This window comes from Streptomyces sp. NPDC050564 (assembly GCF_044457265.1).
In the GTDB taxonomy this organism is placed as follows: Bacteria; Actinomycetota; Actinomycetes; order Streptomycetales; family Streptomycetaceae; genus Streptomyces.
On record NZ_JBITGS010000017.1, the window covers coordinates 165,305 to 182,768 of the forward strand.

The following is a 17,464-nucleotide window of genomic DNA, read 5'->3' on the forward strand; positions in this document are numbered from 1 at the left end:
GGCGGGCGCGGAGATCACTCCGCGCCCGCCCCGCGTTCATGTGGTGCGGCTCATCCGGGGCGGTTCAGTCGACCGCGAGGGTGAAGACATGCAGGTCCGCGTCGTCCGGCAGTTTCACGCTCTTGACGGTCTTGCCGGACGGGGCCTGGAAGGGCTTGGTGGCGAAGACGTAGGTCGCCACCGGGTCCTTGTCGGCGCCCGCGACATTGCGGTACGCGGCCTTGGCGACCGTCTCGTTGCCGTACTGGACGGTGCCGCCTCCGCCGCCCACGGTCCAGTCGGTGAAGGAGAGGTCGATGGAGTCGGTGGTGCCATCGGTGTAGGTGACGGTCGCCTTGGTCTGCTGGTTGCCGTTGACCGCGCTGCCGATGAAGGACAACTGCGATGCCCCTTCGGTGAGTTCAATGCTCTGGCCGGTCGCCGAGGCGTTGTCGGGGCGGCCGGACGGGGAGTCGGGCCAGGTGAAGGAGAGGCCGTCCACGCTGCCCTGTTTGCCGGGCGTCAGGCCCGCGTCGGCGAGGGCCTGACGGGAGTAGCTCCAGCCGCCGCCGTCGTAGTCGGCCTCGTCGTGGTCGCCGGTGTCGTCCGAGACACCGGTGTTGTTGTACGCGGCGAGGAGGGAGCCTGGGGCCGCGACCGTGAGGGCCACCGGTTGCTCGTACGACGTGTCGGCCGAGGTCACAGTGACGTTGACGTCGTAGAAGCCCTGCTTGGCGTCGTCGCCGGCCGCCAGGGTGATCTGCTGGGTACCGTCGGTCACCGTGCCCTGGGCGGGAGTCGCCGTCACACCGTCCGGCGTGTCCACGTGGAAGCGCACCTCGGGCCCGGCGCCGCCGCTCAGCGCGAGGGCGCGGATGTCGAGCTTCGTGCTCCCGCCGGGCGCGAGCGTCGCCGTGGTCGGGCCGACGCCGATCTGGTACGGCTGCTCGCCCTCGCGGAAGGAGGGCGGGGCGGCGGCTTCGGAGCTGCCCCACTGCTGGTCGGGGGTACCGCTCAGCGTGTAGTCGAGGGTGCCGCCGTCCCGGACGAAGGATGCGGGGAGCCAAGGCCGTTCGCTGGTACGGCCGTTGACCTTCAGGGACTGGATGTACGGGGAGTCGGCCGCCGCGCCGCTCGCCCGGATCTCGATGTCGACACCGTGCGGGCGCTCGATCTCGATCCTCGGGAACAACGGTGAGGCCAGGGTGAGTTCGGCGCGCGAAGGCACCTGGGGGTACATACCGAGCGAGGAGAAGACGTACCAGGACGACATCTCGCCGAGGTCGTCGTTGCCCGGGATGCCGCCGGGCTGTGTCGACCACAGCTCGCTCATCGCCGCGCGGACGGTCTGCTGCGCCTTGTAGGGCGCACCCGCATAGTCGTACAGGTAGGGCACGTTGATCGAGGGCTCGTTGTCCAGTTCGGACTTGTCGCCCCCACTGCCCGTGAAGGCCCAGCTGCCGTCCGCGTTGCGGAAGAAGGCGTCCAGGCGGTCCAGGGCCTTGTCACGCCCGCCCATGGCCGCGAAGAGGCCGGCCGGGTCGTGCTGCACCATCCAGGTGTACTGGGCCGCCGTGCCCTCCACGAAACCGTTGCCGGTGGCCGGGGTGAAGCCGGTGACCCAGCTGCCGTCCGCCTTGCGGTTGGCGATGTAGCCGCCGGTGGGGTCGGCGGCGATGTTGAAGTTGTTCTGCCACCACTGGGAGCGCTTGGCGAAGGCTGCCGCCGTACCCTTCTCACCTGCCGCCGCGGCCAGTTGGGAGAGCGCGAAGTCCGCGCCCGACATCTCCAGGGTCTCGGCAGCGCCGCCCCAGGCATTCGACACGGACGGCATGTAGTGGTGGTCCACGTACTTGTCGAGGGAGGGCCGTTGGCCCACCGAGAGGACCGGCTTGCCCGCCGAGGACAGATCCTGCTCGGTCGGTACGGTCGCCGCCCGGACCAGGGAGTCGAGCGCACCCCGCAGGTCGAAGTCCGTGCCGCCGAAGGCGCGGATGCCGGCGAGCGCGGGCGCCGACGGGTCGCCGTTCATGACGTGCGTGCCGCTCGCGCCGTGCAGCCAGCGGTCCCAGACTCCCCCGTTCTGCCGGGCGAGTTCGAGCAGCGACTGCGCGATGTCGGAGCCGGTGTCCGGGTCGAGAAGGGTCAGCAGCTGGACCTGGGAACGGTAGACGTCCCAGCCGGAGAAGGTGCCGTACTGCGCCCGGTGGCCGCGGCCGACGACATGGACCTTGTCGTCGGGGCCTCTGTATCTGCGGTCGGCGTCACTGATGACGTTCGGGTGCAGCAAGGCGTGGTAGAGCGCGGTGTAGAAGGTGGTGCGCTCGTCGTCGGTGCCGCCGCCGACCCTGATGGCGCCGAGCCGGTCGCGCCAAGCGCGGTGGGCGGCGTCCTGGACGGAGGCGAAGGAACGGGACCGCGGGTTCTCGGCGGCCAGGTTGGCCTCGGCGCCCGCCTGACTGACGTACGAGATACCGACCTTGACGTTCACGGGATCGGCGCCGGGCTCGAACTCCACATAGCCGCCGGCGCCCTTGCCCGCGACGGGTCGGCCTCCCTGCCCGAATCCGCCGGTACCGCCGGCGGCCTCCGTGGCTCCCGGGCTCAGCTTGCCGTCCTGCCAGGTCCCGGTCGTCTTGAAGTCGCGGTCGAAGTGGGCGGTGAAGTAGAGGGTGTAGTAGGCGCGTTGGCCTTCCGGGTCGAGGTAGCCGCAGAAGTTCCCGGAGGTCACCGAGCCGGAGACCGTGCGAGTCGCCGGGTCGATCTTCAGGGATGAATCCGTCGAGCCGACCTCGGAGTTGGCGGTACGGATCAGCAGGGAGGCGGGCTTGTCCGCGGGGAAGGTGAAGCGGCCCGCGCCCGTGCGCGCGGTGGCCGTCAGGTCGGCCGTGACGCCCGAGGAGAGGCCCACCTTGTAGTGACCGGGCTCGGCGGTCTCGTCGGCGTGCGCGAAGTCGGCCGCGTACACGGCGTCCTTGGTGTCGCTCGCCGGGGAGGAGGTGACCTCACCGGCGTACGGGAAGAACGGGATGTCGCCGCTGCCGCCCGCGCATCCCGTGCCGGACATGTGGGTGAGGCTGAAGCCCCGGATGCGCGTGGCGTCGTACTGGTAACCACCCGGCGCGGCCGTGCGGGTGGCGTCCCCGCGGGTGTTCTCGGGGCTCCAGGAGAGCATGCCGAAGGGCACGACGGCGCCCGGGAAGACATTGCCGCCGTTCTTGGTGCCGATGAGCGGATCGACGTACGCGGTGGGGTCCCGGACCAGATCGGGTGGAGCGGACGGGGGTTCGGCGAGCGCCGGGCCGGCGCCGCCGACCGTCAGTGCGACGGCCAGCAGAACGGATGACGGACGGAAACGCATGACGCGGCCCCTCCTCCTTCGGACGGGTCGCGCACCACAGATCGCACAAGCCGCAGGGACAGTAACGTGCGCCACGGGTAACACGGAAGACCGCGTACGGCGCAGATGGCGCGGCCGGCATCCACCCCGCTGAAGCACTACGCCCATCGATTGAAGCACTACATCCATCGACGTCGATCAACTTGCTTGACATCGTTGTCCGTTGAGGCGGTAGAGTCATGTACAGACCATTCGACAACGTTGTCGCACACCGCGATCGGCACAAGCCACCGCACCACCCCCGAAAGCTACGCACCGTCCCGGGCAGGGGCCTCCCCCGACCTCGCCCGGGCTCGCGGACCGGGTGAGTCCCGAACCACCCACCCGGTCCGCCCTGAGCAGTGCAGGCTCAACCCACCCGCCACGGCAACTCTGTTGACGGATCATCACCCGTCCCGGAGACTACGTACCCGAACGTCGCGCTGTCGCCCGGGTCCAACGCCCCGTTCCAGTCGGCTTTGTGCACCATCACATCCTGGCCGTCGTACGTCGCATTGCCGTTCCACAGGCTGGCGACCGACTGTCCGTTCGTCGTTCTGTCAGGCGCATGACATGCAGCCCTTCAGCCGGTTGGTCGTGAGGAACGCGCACGTGGGGTGGGAGCAACTCCGGGGCGGGTTCCGGTCCACCAGGGTGGGAGCGCTCCCACCCCACTCAGTGGGAAAGTTAGCGCGCACCGGACCCCCTGTAAACGCCCGGCGCGACAAGCGATCCGGACACACAAAGGCGCCGCGAGGGGGTAGGAGGCATACGCGGTGCCGCGGGGCCCTCCGGAACCCGGCGTGCGCCCATCCCCTCTTCCCTCAGTGAGAACGACATGAGTGCGGGCAAGGGAAAAGGGCGTGCTGGTGCGGGGCTACGAAACGGGTGGTGACGACGAGAGCGGGGGCGGTCCGGGGGCGGGTAGCGAGCGCAGCCCGGGTACCGAGTGCGGCCCGGGTACCGAACTCAGCCCGAGTGCCGAGCGCAGCCCGAGTGCCGACCGCGGCCCGGGGGCCGTTCGCGGCCTGTGGGCGCCCGCCCTGGCGAATCTCCTGATCGGGCTGGTCGCGATCGTCCCGGCCCTGTGCCTGCGGTGGCTGCTGACCAAGTACCCGTCGGTCGACTGCGGAGGCGGCATCGGCTGCGACAAGGAGACCCCCGACAACGCGCTCGGCATGATCACCGGCGCCGTGCTGGGCTGCGGGTTCGTCCTTGGAATGGTGCTGGTGGTGGACATCCTGATGCCTCGCCAGGAGGGCCATCCCGTGGGCCCTTGGCTCGGCATGGCGCTGCTGATCCCTGCCCCGTTCGTGGTCAGCCAGGCGCTGGGCTGGGTCTAGGCCGGGCTCCAGGGACTTGACCGGCCTTCCGGCATCCGGCCTCCGTACGTGGGGCGAAGGTTCAGGCCCAGACGCCGGGGCCGCGGTCGAGGTCCAGGTCCAGGTCCAGGTCCAGGTCGAGCCTGCCGCCGTCGGCCCGACGCTCGTGGCCGTGTCCGCCGTCGCCGTACCACCCCGCGTGGCCGCGCCCACCGCTCTCGTCGTACCACCGCGCGTGGCCGCGCCCAGTTTCGTCACGTAGTCGTCGGCGCCGGCGACCAGCCCGTCCAGGCGGTGCTCCAGCGCGTCCCGGGCGGTGAGCATGAGAACGGGCAGCTTGGGATTCTCGTACCGCCGCCGCAGCAGCACCTGCAGTCCGTCGAGGTCGGGCAGCATCCCGTCGAGGACGACGGCGTGCGGGGCGCAACTGCGCGCGACGCGCAGCGCGCTCTCCCCGTCGGCCGCCGGACAGGGCCGCCACCCCGCCTCCGTGACGGCGACGGACAGCGGCTCCGTGAGCCCCGGCTCGTCATCGACGATCAGCACACGGACGCGGCCGCCACGGGCCCCAGAAGTGCCAGAAATGTGGCAATCGTGTCCCGGTCCGCTGAGGGAACCCTGTGTTCCACCTGAGCCCTGCCGATGTCCTGAGCGGCACGGCGAACGGCGAAGGGCCGCACCCCCGCGATCGGGGATGCGGCCCTCAACTGCCCTGCCGGACCGCCTGCTCGCGGATCCGGACCGCCTACTTGCGGATCAGGTTGCGCAGCACGTACTGCATGATGCCGCCGTTGCGGTAGTAGTCCGCCTCGCCGGGGGTGTCGATGCGGACGACCGCGTCGAACTCGACACCCGTGTCGGTGGTGACCTTCACCGTGCGCGGGGTGGTGCCGTTGTTCAGCTCCTCGACGCCGGTGAAGGAGAAGGTCTCCTCGCCGGTGAGGCCGAGGGACTCGGCGGAGGCGCCCTCCGGGAACTGCAGCGGCAGGACACCCATGCCGATGAGGTTCGAGCGGTGGATGCGCTCGTACGACTCGGCGATGACGGCCTTGACGCCGAGGAGCGCGGTGCCCTTGGCGGCCCAGTCACGGGACGAGCCGGAGCCGTACTCCTTGCCGGCCAGGATGGCCAGCGGGGTGCCCTGCTCGATGTAGTTGCGGGAGGCGTCGTAGATGAACGACACCGGACCGCCGTCCTGGGTGAAGTCGCGGGTGTAGCCGCCCTCCGTGCCCGGCGCGATCTGGTTGCGCAGGCGGATGTTGGCGAACGTGCCGCGGATCATGACCTCGTGGTTGCCACGACGGGAGCCGTAGGAGTTGAAGTCACGACGCTCCACACCGTGCTCGGTGAGGTACTTGCCGGCCGGGGTGTCGGCCTTGATCGCACCGGCCGGGGAGATGTGGTCGGTGGTGACCGAGTCGCCCAGCTTGGCCAGGACGCGGGCGCCCGTGATGTCGGAGACCGGGGTGGTCTCCATCGTCATGCCCTCGAAGTACGGGGGCTTGCGCACATAGGTGGACTGCGGGTCCCACTCGAAGGTGTTGCCGGTCGGGATCGGCAGCGCCTGCCACTGGGCGTCGCCCGCGAAGACGTCCTGGTAGGACTTGTTGAACATGTCCTCGCCGATGGCGTTCGCCACGACGTCGTTGACCTCGGCCTCGGTCGGCCAGATGTCTTCGAGGTAGACCGGCTTGCCGTCCTGGTCGGTGCCCAGCGCGTCCTTGGTGATGTCCACCTTCATGGAGCCCGCGAGGGCGTACGCGACGACCAGCGGCGGGGAGGCCAGGTAGTTCATCTTGACGTCGGGGTTGATACGGCCCTCGAAGTTCCGGTTGCCGGAGAGGACCGAGGTGACCGCGAGGTCGTGGTCGTTGACGGCCTTGGAGACCTCCTCCGGCAGCGGGCCGGAGTTGCCGATGCAGGTGGTGCAGCCGTAGCCGACGAGGTTGAAGCCGACCTTGTCGAGGTACGGGGTCAGGCCCGCCTTGTCGAAGTAGTCGGTGACGACCTTGGAGCCCGGGGCAAGGGTGGTCTTGACCCACGGCTTGCGGGTCAGGCCCTTCTCCACGGCCTTCTTCGCGACGAGCGCGGCGGCGACCATGACGTACGGGTTCGAGGTGTTGGTGCAGGAGGTGATGGCCGCGACCGTCACCGCGCCGTGGTCGATCTCGTAGGTCGAGCCGTCGGGGGCGGTGACCGTGGTCGGACGGGTCGGTACGCCGTTGGCGGTGGCCGGGGAGTCGGAGGCCGGGAAGGACTCCTTGCCCGCCTCGTCGTCCTCGTCCACGTAGTTGCGCACGTCCTGCGCGAACTGCTGCGCGGCGTTCGCGAGGACGATGCGGTCCTGCGGGCGCTTCGGGCCGGCGATCGACGGTACGACCGTGGAGAGGTCGAGCTCCAGCTTCTCGGAGAAGTCGGGCTCGGCGGCCGGGTCGAGCCAGAGGCCCTGCTCCTTGGCGTACGACTCGACGAGCGCGAGCTGCTGCTCGGAGCGGCCCGTCAGCTTCAGGTACTTGATGGTCTCGGCGTCGATCGGGAAGATCGCGGCGGTGGAGCCGAACTCCGGCGACATGTTGCCGATGGTGGCGCGGTTCGCGAGGGAGGTGGCGGCGACGCCCTCGCCGTAGAACTCGACGAACTTGCCGACGACGCCATGCTTGCGCAGCATCTCGGTGATCGTGAGCACGAGGTCCGTGGCGGTGGTTCCGGGCGTGAGCTCACCGGTGAGCTTGAAGCCGACGACGCGCGGGATGAGCATCGAGACCGGCTGGCCGAGCATCGCGGCCTCGGCCTCGATGCCGCCGACGCCCCAGCCCAGGACACCCAGGCCGTTGACCATCGTGGTGTGCGAGTCGGTGCCGACCAGGGTGTCGGGGTACGCCTGTCCGCCCCGGACCATGACCGTACGGGCCAGGTGCTCGATGTTGACCTGGTGGACGATGCCGGTGCCCGGCGGGACGACCTTGAACTCGTCGAAGGCGGTCTGGCCCCAGCGCAGGAACTGGTAGCGCTCCTTGTTGCGGCCGTACTCCAGCTCGACGTTCTGCGCGAACGCGTCGTTCGTGCCGAACTTGTCGGCGATGACGGAGTGGTCGATGACCAGCTCGGCCGGGGCCAGCGGGTTGATCTTCGCCGCGTCGCCGCCGAGCTCCTTGACGGCCTCGCGCATGGTGGCGAGGTCGACGACGCAGGGCACGCCGGTGAAGTCCTGCATGATCACACGGGCGGGCGTGAACTGGATCTCCTGCGACGGCTGGGCCTGGGAGTCCCAGGAGCCGAGCGCGCGGATGTGGTCGGCGGTGATGTTCGCGCCGTCCTCGGTGCGGAGCAGATTCTCCAGCAGCACCTTCAGGCTGTACGGAAGGCGAGCCGAGCCTTCCACCTTGTCCAGCCGGAAGATCTCGTACGACTCGTCGCCCACCTGCAGCGTGCTGCGGGCGTCGAAGCTGTTCGCCGACACGACAGTCTCCTTCATTGATGTGCGCGTACCCACCGCAATCCTGCCGCCACGACTGATGGACCGATCCGTTAAGGTAAGGCTAAGTTAGGTAACCCTTACCGGGGTGGCGGCTGCGGGGCGCCTCGGCAGATATCTCGATGTCGAGATAACTCTAGTACATGGGCGCGGGCTGGTCATGCCCAGCCTCCATAGGGGTACCCGGTGTCGACCCGGGACCACCCGGCGTAACCGTCACAGGGGGCAACCCATGCCACTCACGTTCCGCAAGAGTTTCCGCATCCTTCCCGGAGTGCGACTCAACATCAACCGCCGCTCATGGTCGATCACCACGGGCGGGCGGCACGGGCCACGGCACACACACAGCAGCACCGGGCGCCGGACGACCTCCATGGACCTGCCGGGGCCCTTCGGGTGGCGGCGGACGACACGGCATCGGGGGCGGTGAATCCCGGCCCGGTCGAGCACCGCGGCGTCGGTCGCACATGACGGCGGCGACCACTGCGGCGGACTCGTCCCCATGACGGAGCAGTTGGTAGGGGAGGCCCGCCAGGGTCGCCTCCAAGCACTCGCGGGACAGAGAGTGCGTTCTGCGCGAGGAGACACACAGGAAGCGGTCACGGCGACGACAGGGACCGGGAGCGGCCGCGCGAGCGCACCCCGGTGGGCCGCAGCCCCCGCTCCGCCCGCCGCCACCATGGCGCACCAGCGCGCGGAGGCAACAGACGAAGTGGACGAATCAGCGACAAAAGTTCCCACAACCGACGAACCGTCATGGAAGCACCTCTTCGCGGCCACTCGCCGCGACGACCTCGATGGGCCGTGGCCCGGGTGTCCCGCCACCGCGGCCGCGCTCCCCTCGCACGGAGCCCGAACTCCCCTGCGACCAGCGCTTCATGGCGTCCGATACCCGGAAGGACGCGCTCCATTTTCGTTTATCTCACATCCGATATACGGTCACGCCATGGCAGACGACTACCTCGTACGCATCGGCAAGCTCATCCGTGACGCCCGGCAGCACCGGGGCTGGACACAGTCGCAACTTGCCGAGGCGCTCGGCACCAGCCAGAGCGCCGTCAATCGCATCGAGCGCGGCAACCAAAACATCAGCCTTGAGATGATCGCCCGAATCGGTGAAGCCCTGGACAGTGAGATTGTCTCTCTGGGCTATGCGGGTCCGATGCATCTGCGCGTCGTCGGCGGACGTCGTCTGTCCGGCTCGATCGACGTCAAGACCAGCAAGAACGCGTGCGTGGCGCTGCTGTGCGCGACGCTCCTGAACAAGGGGCGCACGGTGCTGCGCCGCGTCGCCCGTATCGAAGAGGTGTACCGCCTTTTGGAGGTGCTCGGTTCGATCGGCGTCCGCACCCGGTGGATCAATGACGGGGTCGACCTGGAGATCGTGCCCCCGAGCGAGCTGGAGATGGAAGCCATCGACGCGGAGGCGGCCCGCCGCACCCGCTCGATCATCATGTTCCTCGGCCCGCTGCTGCACCGTATGGACCACTTCAAGCTGCCGTACGCGGGCGGTTGTGACCTCGGCACGCGCACGATCGAGCCGCACATGATCGCGCTGCGCCGCTTCGGTCTCGACATCGCCGCCACCGAGGGGCTCTACCACGCGCAGGTGGACCGCTCGGTCTCTCCCGGTCGCCCGATCGTGCTGACCGAGCGCGGCGACACCGTGACCGAGAACGCGCTGCTCGCCGCCGCCCGCCACGACGGCATGACCGTCATCCGCAACGCGTCCTCCAATTACATGGTCCAGGATCTGTGCTTCTTCCTGGAGGCCCTGGGCGTACGGGTCGAGGGCATCGGCACGACCACGCTCACCGTGCACGGCGTGCCGAACATCGATGTCGACGTGGACTACTCGCCCTCCGAGGACCCGGTCGAGGCGATGAGCCTGCTGGCCGCGGCGGTGGTCACCGAGTCCGAGCTGACGGTGTGCCGGGTGCCGATCGAGTTCCTGGAGATCGAGCTCGCGGTCCTGGAGGAGATGGGCCTGGACCACGACCGCACGGCGGAGTACTTCGCCGACAACGGCCGTACCCGCCTGGTCGACCTCACTGTCCGGCCCTCCAAGCTGGAGGCGCCGATCGACAAGATCCACCCGATGCCGTTCCCCGGCCTGAACATCGACAACGTCCCGTTCTTCGCGGCCATCGCGGCCTCCGCGCAGGGCAAGACGCTGATCCACGACTGGGTCTACGACAACCGGGCGATCTACCTCACGGACCTCAACCGCCTCGGCGGGCGGCTGCAACTCCTCGACCCGCACCGCGTGCTGGTCGAAGGCCCGACCCGCTGGCGCGCCGCCGAGATGATGTGCCCGCCCGCGCTGCGGCCCGCCGTGGTCGTCCTGCTGGCGATGATGGCGGCCGACGGTACCTCCGTGCTGCGGAACGTGTACGTCATCAACCGCGGCTACGAGGACCTCGCCGAGCGGCTCAACACGATCGGCGCACAGATCGAGATCTTCCGGGACATCTGAGCAGCCCTTCGCCAACATGGCGCCGCACCGCTCCTGGCCGACCCGAGCACGGGCCGGGAGGGGTGCGGCGGCATGCGTGCGACTTCTCCCGGTCTGCGCGGTCACCGCATGACACCGGTGCATGAGATCCCCGGCCGGTGCCCCCACAGGGAGGTGGCTCTTCACTCCAACTGCCAAATAAGAACCGGGTGTCGACGCCTGGGTGGAACGCCCCCATTCACGTGTCATGACAACAGCGCCTGAATCAAGGCAAGTTGCCCTCAGTCCTCCCAGACGAGGCGGCCGTCCACCACCAGCGCGGGCCCGCCCTCCCAGTCGTCGTTCTCCAAGGCGTCCGCGAAGGACCCCAAGAGCGCGCCCAGCGACGGGCCTCGACCTTCGAAAGACCGCCCTCGGCGTACTGCCACACGGGGCTTTTGGCGTGGCCGGAAGCTTCGATGGCATACCCGTAGGGGGCGTCGCTCATCTCGATCAAAGGCAGCCAGGAGGGCTTCCAGTAATCCTCGTCGCCCGCTTCCGCCGCCATGCGCAAGTACCAGGCACGCTGACGAGCGATGCCCTCGCATCCCAGGAACACCTTGCCGAACGGGAAGATCACCGAGTCCCTGTGCGGAATGAGCCGCGTGCCCCGTCAGGTCTGGGCGCCGTCGAGTCCTTCTCCGTACTGCCGTTGTTCATCCGCAGCCAGGCCTCGAGTGCCTCGGGCGCTTCGAACCCCAGCCGCTCCCGCAGACCCGCGATGTCCTCATCCGTCGCCGGGGCGCTCAGCGCCCGCTCACTGACCGGCGCGTTCGCCGCAAGCCAGCGCACGATCCGCCCCCCACGCCGACTGCACTTCCTCCTTCTCGGGCACTCCGGCAACACTCACCTCAGCGCTGATCGTTCGCAGCCCACCGCCGACACCGCACGGACAATCGGTGTATCACGTCACGAGCGGCGCCTGCGGAGGTCCCCGAGAGCCGACGACGGACTCCGGAGCGGGAGGCGAGGGACCCGTGGTGCAATGGGACCCGCGAGCAGATCTTGGGGTGGAGTGGGGCGTGTTGAGCAACGGTGAGCCCGGCGCGGGGAGTTTCCAGCCGCTGGAGGACGGCGATCCGCGGGTCGTGGGCGGCTATCGGCTGGCGGCGCGGCTCGGGGCCGGCGGTATGGGACGGGTCTATCTCTCGCACACGCCGGGCGGGCGGGCCGTCGCGGTCAAGGTGATCCGGCCGGAACTCGCCGAGAACGCCGAGTTCCGCAAGCGGTTCCAGGCCGAGGTGGCGGCGGCGAGCCGGGTGCACGGGCTCTATACGGCTCCGGTCGTGGACAGCGACACCGAAGGGTCCATGCCGTGGTGCGCGACCGCGTATGTGCCGGGGCCGTCCCTCGCCGATGCCGTGCACGGCCACGGGCCGCTGCCCGTCGACACCGTGCTGCGGCTGATCGCCGGAGTCGCCGAGGCACTGCAGGCGGTGCACCGCGAGGGCATCGTCCATCGGGACCTCAAACCGTCGAACGTGCTGCTCGCCGCCGACGGGCCGCGCGTCATCGACTTCGGTGTCGCGCGGGCCGCTGATGCCACGTCGGTGACCCAGAGCGGTACGGCCCTCGGCACCGTCGCCTATATGGCGCCGGAGCAGGTGCTCGGCGCGGAGGCCGCGCCCTCGGCCGACGTGTTCGCGCTGGGGCAGACCGCCGTGTTCGCGGCGACGGGCGGTGCCGCCTTCGGGGACGGGGACCCGCACGCGGTGCTCTACCGGGTGGTCCACGAGCAGCCCGACCTCAGCCATGTACCAGGTGAGATACGCGAGTTGGTGGCGTGGTGTCTGCGCAAGCCGGCCGCCGAGCGGCCTTCCGTCGAGGAGGTCATTCGCTCCGTTCAGACGATCCAGGCGCAACGCGGTGACGATGCGCGGTTCGCGTCCGGGGCGTGGCTGCCGGGCGAGCTGGCGGCGGGGATCGCGGCTCGGACCGAGGAGGCCGATCAGGCCCGGGCGGGAGCGGCTCCGGGCGCTCTCGGTCCCGGCGGCCCCGGGGCGACGCCCGGTGGGTTCGGACCGGCGCCCGCCGGTTCCGGACCCGCGGCCGGCTCTTTCGGACCCGCGCCCGGCGGTTCCGGGTCGACGCCCGGCGGTTTCGGTCCCCCGATGGCCTACTCCCCCACCTCGCCGTCCCATGCGGCACTGCCCGGGCCGTTCGTGATGGGGCATCCGGCCGCGCCGGGGGCCTACGCTCCGCCCGCCGGGCCGCAGCCGCATGAACCGGCCGCCGCGCGGACCTCCTCGGTGGCCACGGGCGGCAAGGGCCGCAAGCGCCGCGTCTGGCTGTTGGCGGCGGCTGCCGTCGTGCTCGTCGCCTGTGGTGCGACCGCCGCTCTGCTGCTCGTCCCGGGAGACGGCGGCAAGAGCGACGACAGGGCGCGGGAGGTGGCCGCGTCACGGTCGGCGCAGACAGCCAGGACGTCGCCGTCGCCGTCCGGCTCCCCGTCCACCACGGCCTCGAAGAAGCCCAGGCCCGCCAAGTCCACGCTGCCTCCGAGCCCTTCGGGGCCCCCGACGCCCACGCGGGCCGCGACCTCGACTCCCACGAGCGCCGAGACCAGCGAGCCCGCGGTTCCGAAGGCCCCTGTCCCGGTGACGTACTCGGGGATCCGGATGACCGCCAGCCACGACCTGTATCTGGGGGACACCCCGGTGCGGTCCAAGGCGGACACCGGGAGCTCCGACGAGGATCTGACGTACGCGGTCTACTCCTCGGGCGCGGTCCTCGCCCCCGGCACCACGTCCGGCAGCTCACTTGCCCTGCTGCCGGTGGGACGGCAGGCGAGCCTGGACGTGTGCAAGGCGGCGACCGGCTACAAGAGCTACATCTGGGTCAAGGACCTCACCGTCGGTCAGCAGATGTGCGTCATCAGCGGGACGGGGCACGTGGGGCTCGTGACGTATCGGGGCTCGTCCGGGACGACGTACGCCACCTTGGACGTGAAGGTGTGGCGCAACGCGGCCTAGGAAGCGGCGGTGCCGTCTCCTCGCGGAGCTCTGTGCCGGGCCTGTCCGGTGGCGCGGGCCTCACGAGGGGCCGTGCGGGCAGGCGGCGGGCTTCGTCCGGCCGTGCGGCTCGTCCCGTCTGTGCAGCCCCTCACGGACGGCCCTCAGTTCGGGGAAGGGCATGCGGACACGGCTCGCCAGATAGGCCGCGCCCGTGGTGCCGCCCGTGCCGGCCAGGCCGCCCACCGTGCGGTCCACCAGGGCCAGGTGGGCCAGTTTCCAGTGCCAGAAGCGGTAGCCGATGTCGAGCAGGGTCTCGGCGAGCCGGTGGGGCGAGCCGGCGCCGGCCGCGCCGCGCGCGCAGACCTCCTCGACGCTGGTGCCCCGGGTGGCGAGGGCCTTGAGGAAGGCCCGGTACAGCGGGCTCTCGTCGTCGTCGGCCGTCCCGAGTCTGACCTCCAGTGCGTGGAAGCCCTGCGACTGGGCTCCGCTGGCGGTGCCCAGGTGGGGCCGGAACGCGGCGAACTGCTGGACCGGCAGCCGCTCCAGGAGCCGTACGGTGTCCTCCAGGATGCGCACCACCTCCGCGACCCGGGCGAGATACTCCAGCGCGGACTCGATGCCGTCCGTCGCGCCGGGCCGGCCGCCGTCGGTGAGTGCCTCGGTCGCGGCGTCCAGGTCGTGCAGGGCCTGGGCGAGCCAGAGTTCGCTGGTCTGGTGGGCCACGATGAAGAACAGCTCGGCCGAGCCGGCGGCGGTGTCGTCGTCGGCAGCGCGCAGCGGCACCTGGAGCGACAGCAGCCGCTCCAGGCGCAGATAGCCCGCGTAGTCGGGGCCGGTCACGGGTCCCCGCCCCGGGACCGGAGGTCGGCGGCGTGGGCGAGGAGCCGCTCGACCCCGGTGTCGAGTTCGGCGGGGTCGCCGCAGAACGCCAGCCGGAGCAGTCTCCTGCTGTCGGGTGCGGGGTCGGCACAGAGGATCCGGCCGTCGTCCGACAGCACCGGACGCAGCGCGAATCCGGCGGCCGGTGCCACCCCGACGTCGTACTTCTCCAGCAGCCCCGCGGCGAAGGTGTCCGCGTCCACCCCGACGGGGTCGAGGTCGAGTACGGCGTACCAGCCGCCCTGCGGCAGTTCGCCGAGCAGGCCCGCCTCGCGCAGCGCGGGCAGGGCGCGATCCCGGTTGGCCAGCACCATCCGGGCGTTCTCCCGGGCGCTGTCGCGGGCCTTGAGCGCGGTGAGCCCGGCGTACTGGACCGGGGTCGAGGGGCCGATGATGCTCGCCTCCTGGACCACGCGCAGGGCATGGGCGGCGACCGCGTTCGGGGTCACCACGTATCCCAGCCGGTAGCCCGTCATGGCGAGGCTCTTGGAGAAGGTGAAGGTGCTGAAGACGCGCCGTTCGCGCTCGGGCAGGCCGTGTTCCAGGGAGGCGAAGGAGACGTGCTCGCCCTCGTACACGAAGTGCTCGTAGGCCTCGTCGCTGATGATCTGCAGGTCGTGCTCCCGCGCCAGCTCCAGGATGCCCTCCATCAGCTCCGTGCCGAGGACCGCGCCGGTCGGGTTGGCCGGGGAGTTGATGAGTACGGCACGGGTGCGGGGGGTGAGGGCGGCGCGGATCGCGTCCAGGCGGGGGCGGTAGCCCGGCCCGAGTGCGTAGAACACGGGCCGGAAGCCGGCGAGCAGGACCTGCTGGAGGTGGATGGGCCAGTGGAGTTCCGGCAGCAGCAGTTCGTCGCCCCGGTTGGCCAGGGACTGGAAGAGCGCGGCGAGTCCCTGGCAGGAGCCCGGGGTGACGAACACCCGGTCGGGGCTGGTGCGGTGGCCGTTCTCCGTCTCCAACTTGACCGCCAGCGCCTCGCGCAGCGCGGGCATGCCCTCCGCGGAGGTGTAGGCGGTCCGGCCCTGGTGCACCGCGTGCGCCACGGCCAGGGCGACCTCGCGCGGCGGCGGGAAGTAGGGCTCCCCGACGTGGAGTTTGACCACCGGCCGCCCCGTGGCCCGCTCGCGGTCCTCCGCGGCGCGGAAGACCTCGTGCAGGCACGACGGGGGGATGGTGCCGGCCCGGGATGTCCCGGATATTTCACCCATCAGTGGCCGCCGTTACCGCGGCCGTCGCCGTTGCTGCCGTCGGTCCCGTCGTTGCTCCTGTCGTTGCCGGGGACGAACTCGTAGATGAAGAAGCTCTGCAGCTCGGCCGGCCGGTCTCCGATGACGTGCTTGGAGATCTGCTCGAAGCCGTTGACGGCCAGTTCGTGCTCCACGATGAGCGGCGAGAGCTTGTGCTCCTCCTCGAACGCCGTGACCATGTCGTCCTTGGTGATCTGCATCTCCGCGATGGCGACCGGCCAGTGGTCCCGCTCGATCGCGTAGTCGATCACGAACTTGTACCAGTTCCACAGGGTCCTGCGGCGGCGGTCCTCCAGGACGCGGGACCACTCGGGGACGGTGCCGTCCTTGGCGTAGGCCTCGATCTCCTCATGGCCGGCCAGCAGATGGCCACCGCCGAGTTCGATGACGTCCGCGCCCTTCAGCCGCCGTACGTCCTCGGGGGTGCAGTACTCCGGACAGAACTCGTCGCCGAGTACGAAGCTGCCCGACTCGCCCAGCAGCTCGCGGGCGTGCTGGAGGTGGCTGTGCGGCAGGTGGTGGTGGCTGCCCCAGGAGATGATGATGTCCAGCGGCTCGCGCCAGTCCACGAACGAGTCGGTGAAGACCTCGGCGTTCGGGTGGCCGGCGAGCCGTTCCCGGGCCTGGCGCGCCGGGTTGGCCGCGATCTCGTTGGCGACGACCCGGCAGTCGGGCAGCCGCTGCGCGAGCAGCTCGGAGAGCACTCCGGAGCCGGAACCGACGTCGATGACGGTCAGCGGCCGTCCGGCAGTCTCCCGCTTCTTCGCGACCAGGTCGACGATGAGCTGGTCGCCGTCGCTGATGTCCGGGTGGCCGTCGCGCATGGCGGCACCGACGTCGACCCGCTTGAATTCTTCGCGGCCGTAGATCGTGGTGGTTTCTTCAGTGCTCATTTCGTTCTTCTCCCTCGGCCTTTTCTGCCATTACGAAGTGCGTCCACCGTCAACGGGAATGAGCGCGCCGGTCACCCATGCGGAGACTTCCGGGTCGAGCAGGTGACACACCCAGGCGGCGATTTCCTCCGGCTTTCCGAAGCGGCCGAGCGGAGTGCTCTCGACCATGTCCTTGCGCAGGTTTCCGACTTTTTCTGGGGTGAGTCCGAGATTGTCGTACATGGGGGTGTCGACCGGGCCCGGCAGTACGGCGTTGACGCGGACGAGCGGCGCGAGTTCACGCGCCAGGGAGCGGGTGAGGCTGTTGAGCGCCGCCTTGGACGCGCCGTACATCGCGCGGTTCGGCATGGCCAGCGCCCCGCCCACGGACGTCACGTTCACCACCGAGCCCGAACCGGCGCGCAGCGCCGGCAGCGCTGCCCGGATCAGGTGCGCGGGACCCAGCAGATTGACGCCGAGCATGGCGTCCAGGTCGCGCGGATCGGCCTCGGCCAGCGGGCCGAACCGGGCCAGACCCGCGTTGTTGACCAGGCCGTCCAGGGTGCCGAAGCGGTCGAGGGCGGCGCGTACCGCGCCGTCTGCGTCGGCGGGGCGGCCGATGTCGGCGGGGTGCGCCAGGACGTACGCGTCGGTGTACGGCCCGGCGGTCTCCTTCAGCGGGGCAACGCGCCGGCCGACGAGCGTCACCCGGGCTCCGGAGTCGAGCAGGCGCCGGGCGACCGCGCGTCCGATACCGCTGCCGGCTCCGGTGACGAGGAAGGTCTTTCCTTCGAGGCTCATGGAGAAGTCGCGCTCGCTTTCTCTGCCGGCCCTTTTTCATGGCTTTCCAGCGGCTCACCGGG

Annotated in this window: 12 protein-coding genes and 2 pseudogenes; 5 read left to right on the forward strand and 9 right to left on the reverse strand. The window is 70.1% G+C overall.

The window, feature by feature from the left end; translation table 11 throughout:
- Positions 1–64: 64 nt before the first annotated feature.
- On the reverse strand, positions 65–3,340 hold the full coding sequence (locus tag ACIBK0_RS26695) for a GH92 family glycosyl hydrolase (RefSeq protein ID WP_399084957.1): 3,276 nt from the start codon (positions 3,338–3,340) through the stop codon (positions 65–67).
- A gap of 388 nt (positions 3,341–3,728) precedes the next feature.
- Positions 3,729–3,905: pseudogene (locus tag ACIBK0_RS26700) on the reverse strand (cellulose binding domain-containing protein); the annotation flags it as partial.
- Between the two features lie 295 nt (positions 3,906–4,200).
- Between ACIBK0_RS26700 and ACIBK0_RS26705 the strand changes: the two are divergent.
- Together ACIBK0_RS26705 and ACIBK0_RS26710 are read left to right on the forward strand one after the other, a co-directional pair.
- Complete coding sequence (locus tag ACIBK0_RS26705; protein WP_399084960.1) at positions 4,201–4,701, forward strand: hypothetical protein; 501 nt, start codon at positions 4,201–4,203, stop codon at positions 4,699–4,701.
- 16 nt (positions 4,702–4,717) lie between these two features.
- Positions 4,718–4,942 carry a hypothetical protein gene (locus ACIBK0_RS26710; protein WP_399084963.1) on the forward strand — a complete coding sequence of 75 codons (225 nt, stop codon included), beginning with the start codon at positions 4,718–4,720 and terminating at the stop codon, positions 4,940–4,942.
- Here ACIBK0_RS26710 and ACIBK0_RS26715 read toward each other — a convergent pair.
- Together ACIBK0_RS26715 and acnA are read right to left on the reverse strand one after the other, a co-directional pair.
- Positions 4,930–5,265: pseudogene (locus ACIBK0_RS26715) on the reverse strand (response regulator); the annotation flags it as partial. The gene ACIBK0_RS26710 and the pseudogene ACIBK0_RS26715 overlap by 13 nt on opposite strands.
- A 160-nt stretch (positions 5,266–5,425) precedes the next feature.
- Positions 5,426–8,140, reverse strand: a complete 2,715-nt coding sequence (gene acnA / locus ACIBK0_RS26720; RefSeq protein ID WP_399084966.1) for an aconitate hydratase AcnA — start codon at positions 8,138–8,140, stop codon at positions 5,426–5,428.
- 247 nt (positions 8,141–8,387) lie between these two features.
- On the opposite strand from acnA, the gene ACIBK0_RS26725 reads away from it, so the two are divergent.
- The gene (locus ACIBK0_RS26725) at positions 8,388–8,585 is read left to right on the forward strand and encodes a DUF4236 domain-containing protein (RefSeq protein WP_399084969.1); all 198 of its coding nucleotides are present in this window, start codon (positions 8,388–8,390) and stop codon (positions 8,583–8,585) included.
- A gap of 516 nt (positions 8,586–9,101) precedes the next feature.
- The gene (locus ACIBK0_RS26730) at positions 9,102–10,631 is read left to right on the forward strand and encodes a helix-turn-helix domain-containing protein (RefSeq protein ID WP_399084972.1); all 1,530 of its coding nucleotides are present in this window, start codon (positions 9,102–9,104) and stop codon (positions 10,629–10,631) included.
- Between the two features lie 594 nt (positions 10,632–11,225).
- Here the strand turns inward: ACIBK0_RS26730 and ACIBK0_RS26735 are convergent.
- Positions 11,226–11,441: a hypothetical protein gene (locus ACIBK0_RS26735; protein WP_399084975.1), complete on the reverse strand. Its 216-nt coding sequence runs from the start codon at positions 11,439–11,441 to the stop codon at positions 11,226–11,228.
- A 230-nt stretch (positions 11,442–11,671) separates the two neighbouring features.
- Here ACIBK0_RS26735 and ACIBK0_RS26740 point away from each other — a divergent pair, with 230 nt between their 5' ends.
- Positions 11,672–13,621, forward strand: coding sequence for a serine/threonine-protein kinase (locus ACIBK0_RS26740; protein ID WP_399084978.1), 1,950 nt, complete (start codon positions 11,672–11,674; stop codon positions 13,619–13,621).
- A 60-nt stretch (positions 13,622–13,681) separates the two neighbouring features.
- Here ACIBK0_RS26740 and ACIBK0_RS26745 read toward each other — a convergent pair whose 3' ends face one another.
- The 4 genes from ACIBK0_RS26745 to ACIBK0_RS26760 are packed head-to-tail and all read right to left on the reverse strand — an operon-like array spanning position 13,682 to position 17,402.
- Positions 13,682–14,443, reverse strand: a complete 762-nt coding sequence (locus ACIBK0_RS26745) for a tryptophan 2,3-dioxygenase family protein (protein WP_399084981.1) — start codon at positions 14,441–14,443, stop codon at positions 13,682–13,684.
- Positions 14,440–15,690: a pyridoxal phosphate-dependent aminotransferase gene (locus ACIBK0_RS26750; protein WP_399084984.1), complete on the reverse strand. Its 1,251-nt coding sequence runs from the start codon at positions 15,688–15,690 to the stop codon at positions 14,440–14,442. Before ACIBK0_RS26750 ends, ACIBK0_RS26745 begins: the two co-directional genes overlap by 4 nt.
- Positions 15,690–16,622 carry a class I SAM-dependent methyltransferase gene (locus ACIBK0_RS26755; protein ID WP_399084987.1) on the reverse strand — a complete coding sequence of 311 codons (933 nt, stop codon included), beginning with the start codon at positions 16,620–16,622 and terminating at the stop codon, positions 15,690–15,692. The genes ACIBK0_RS26750 and ACIBK0_RS26755 overlap by 1 nt, the downstream gene beginning before the upstream one ends.
- A gap of 30 nt (positions 16,623–16,652) precedes the next feature.
- Positions 16,653–17,402, reverse strand: coding sequence for an SDR family NAD(P)-dependent oxidoreductase (locus ACIBK0_RS26760; RefSeq protein ID WP_399084990.1), 750 nt, complete (start codon positions 17,400–17,402; stop codon positions 16,653–16,655).
- Positions 17,403–17,464 lie beyond the last annotated feature (62 nt).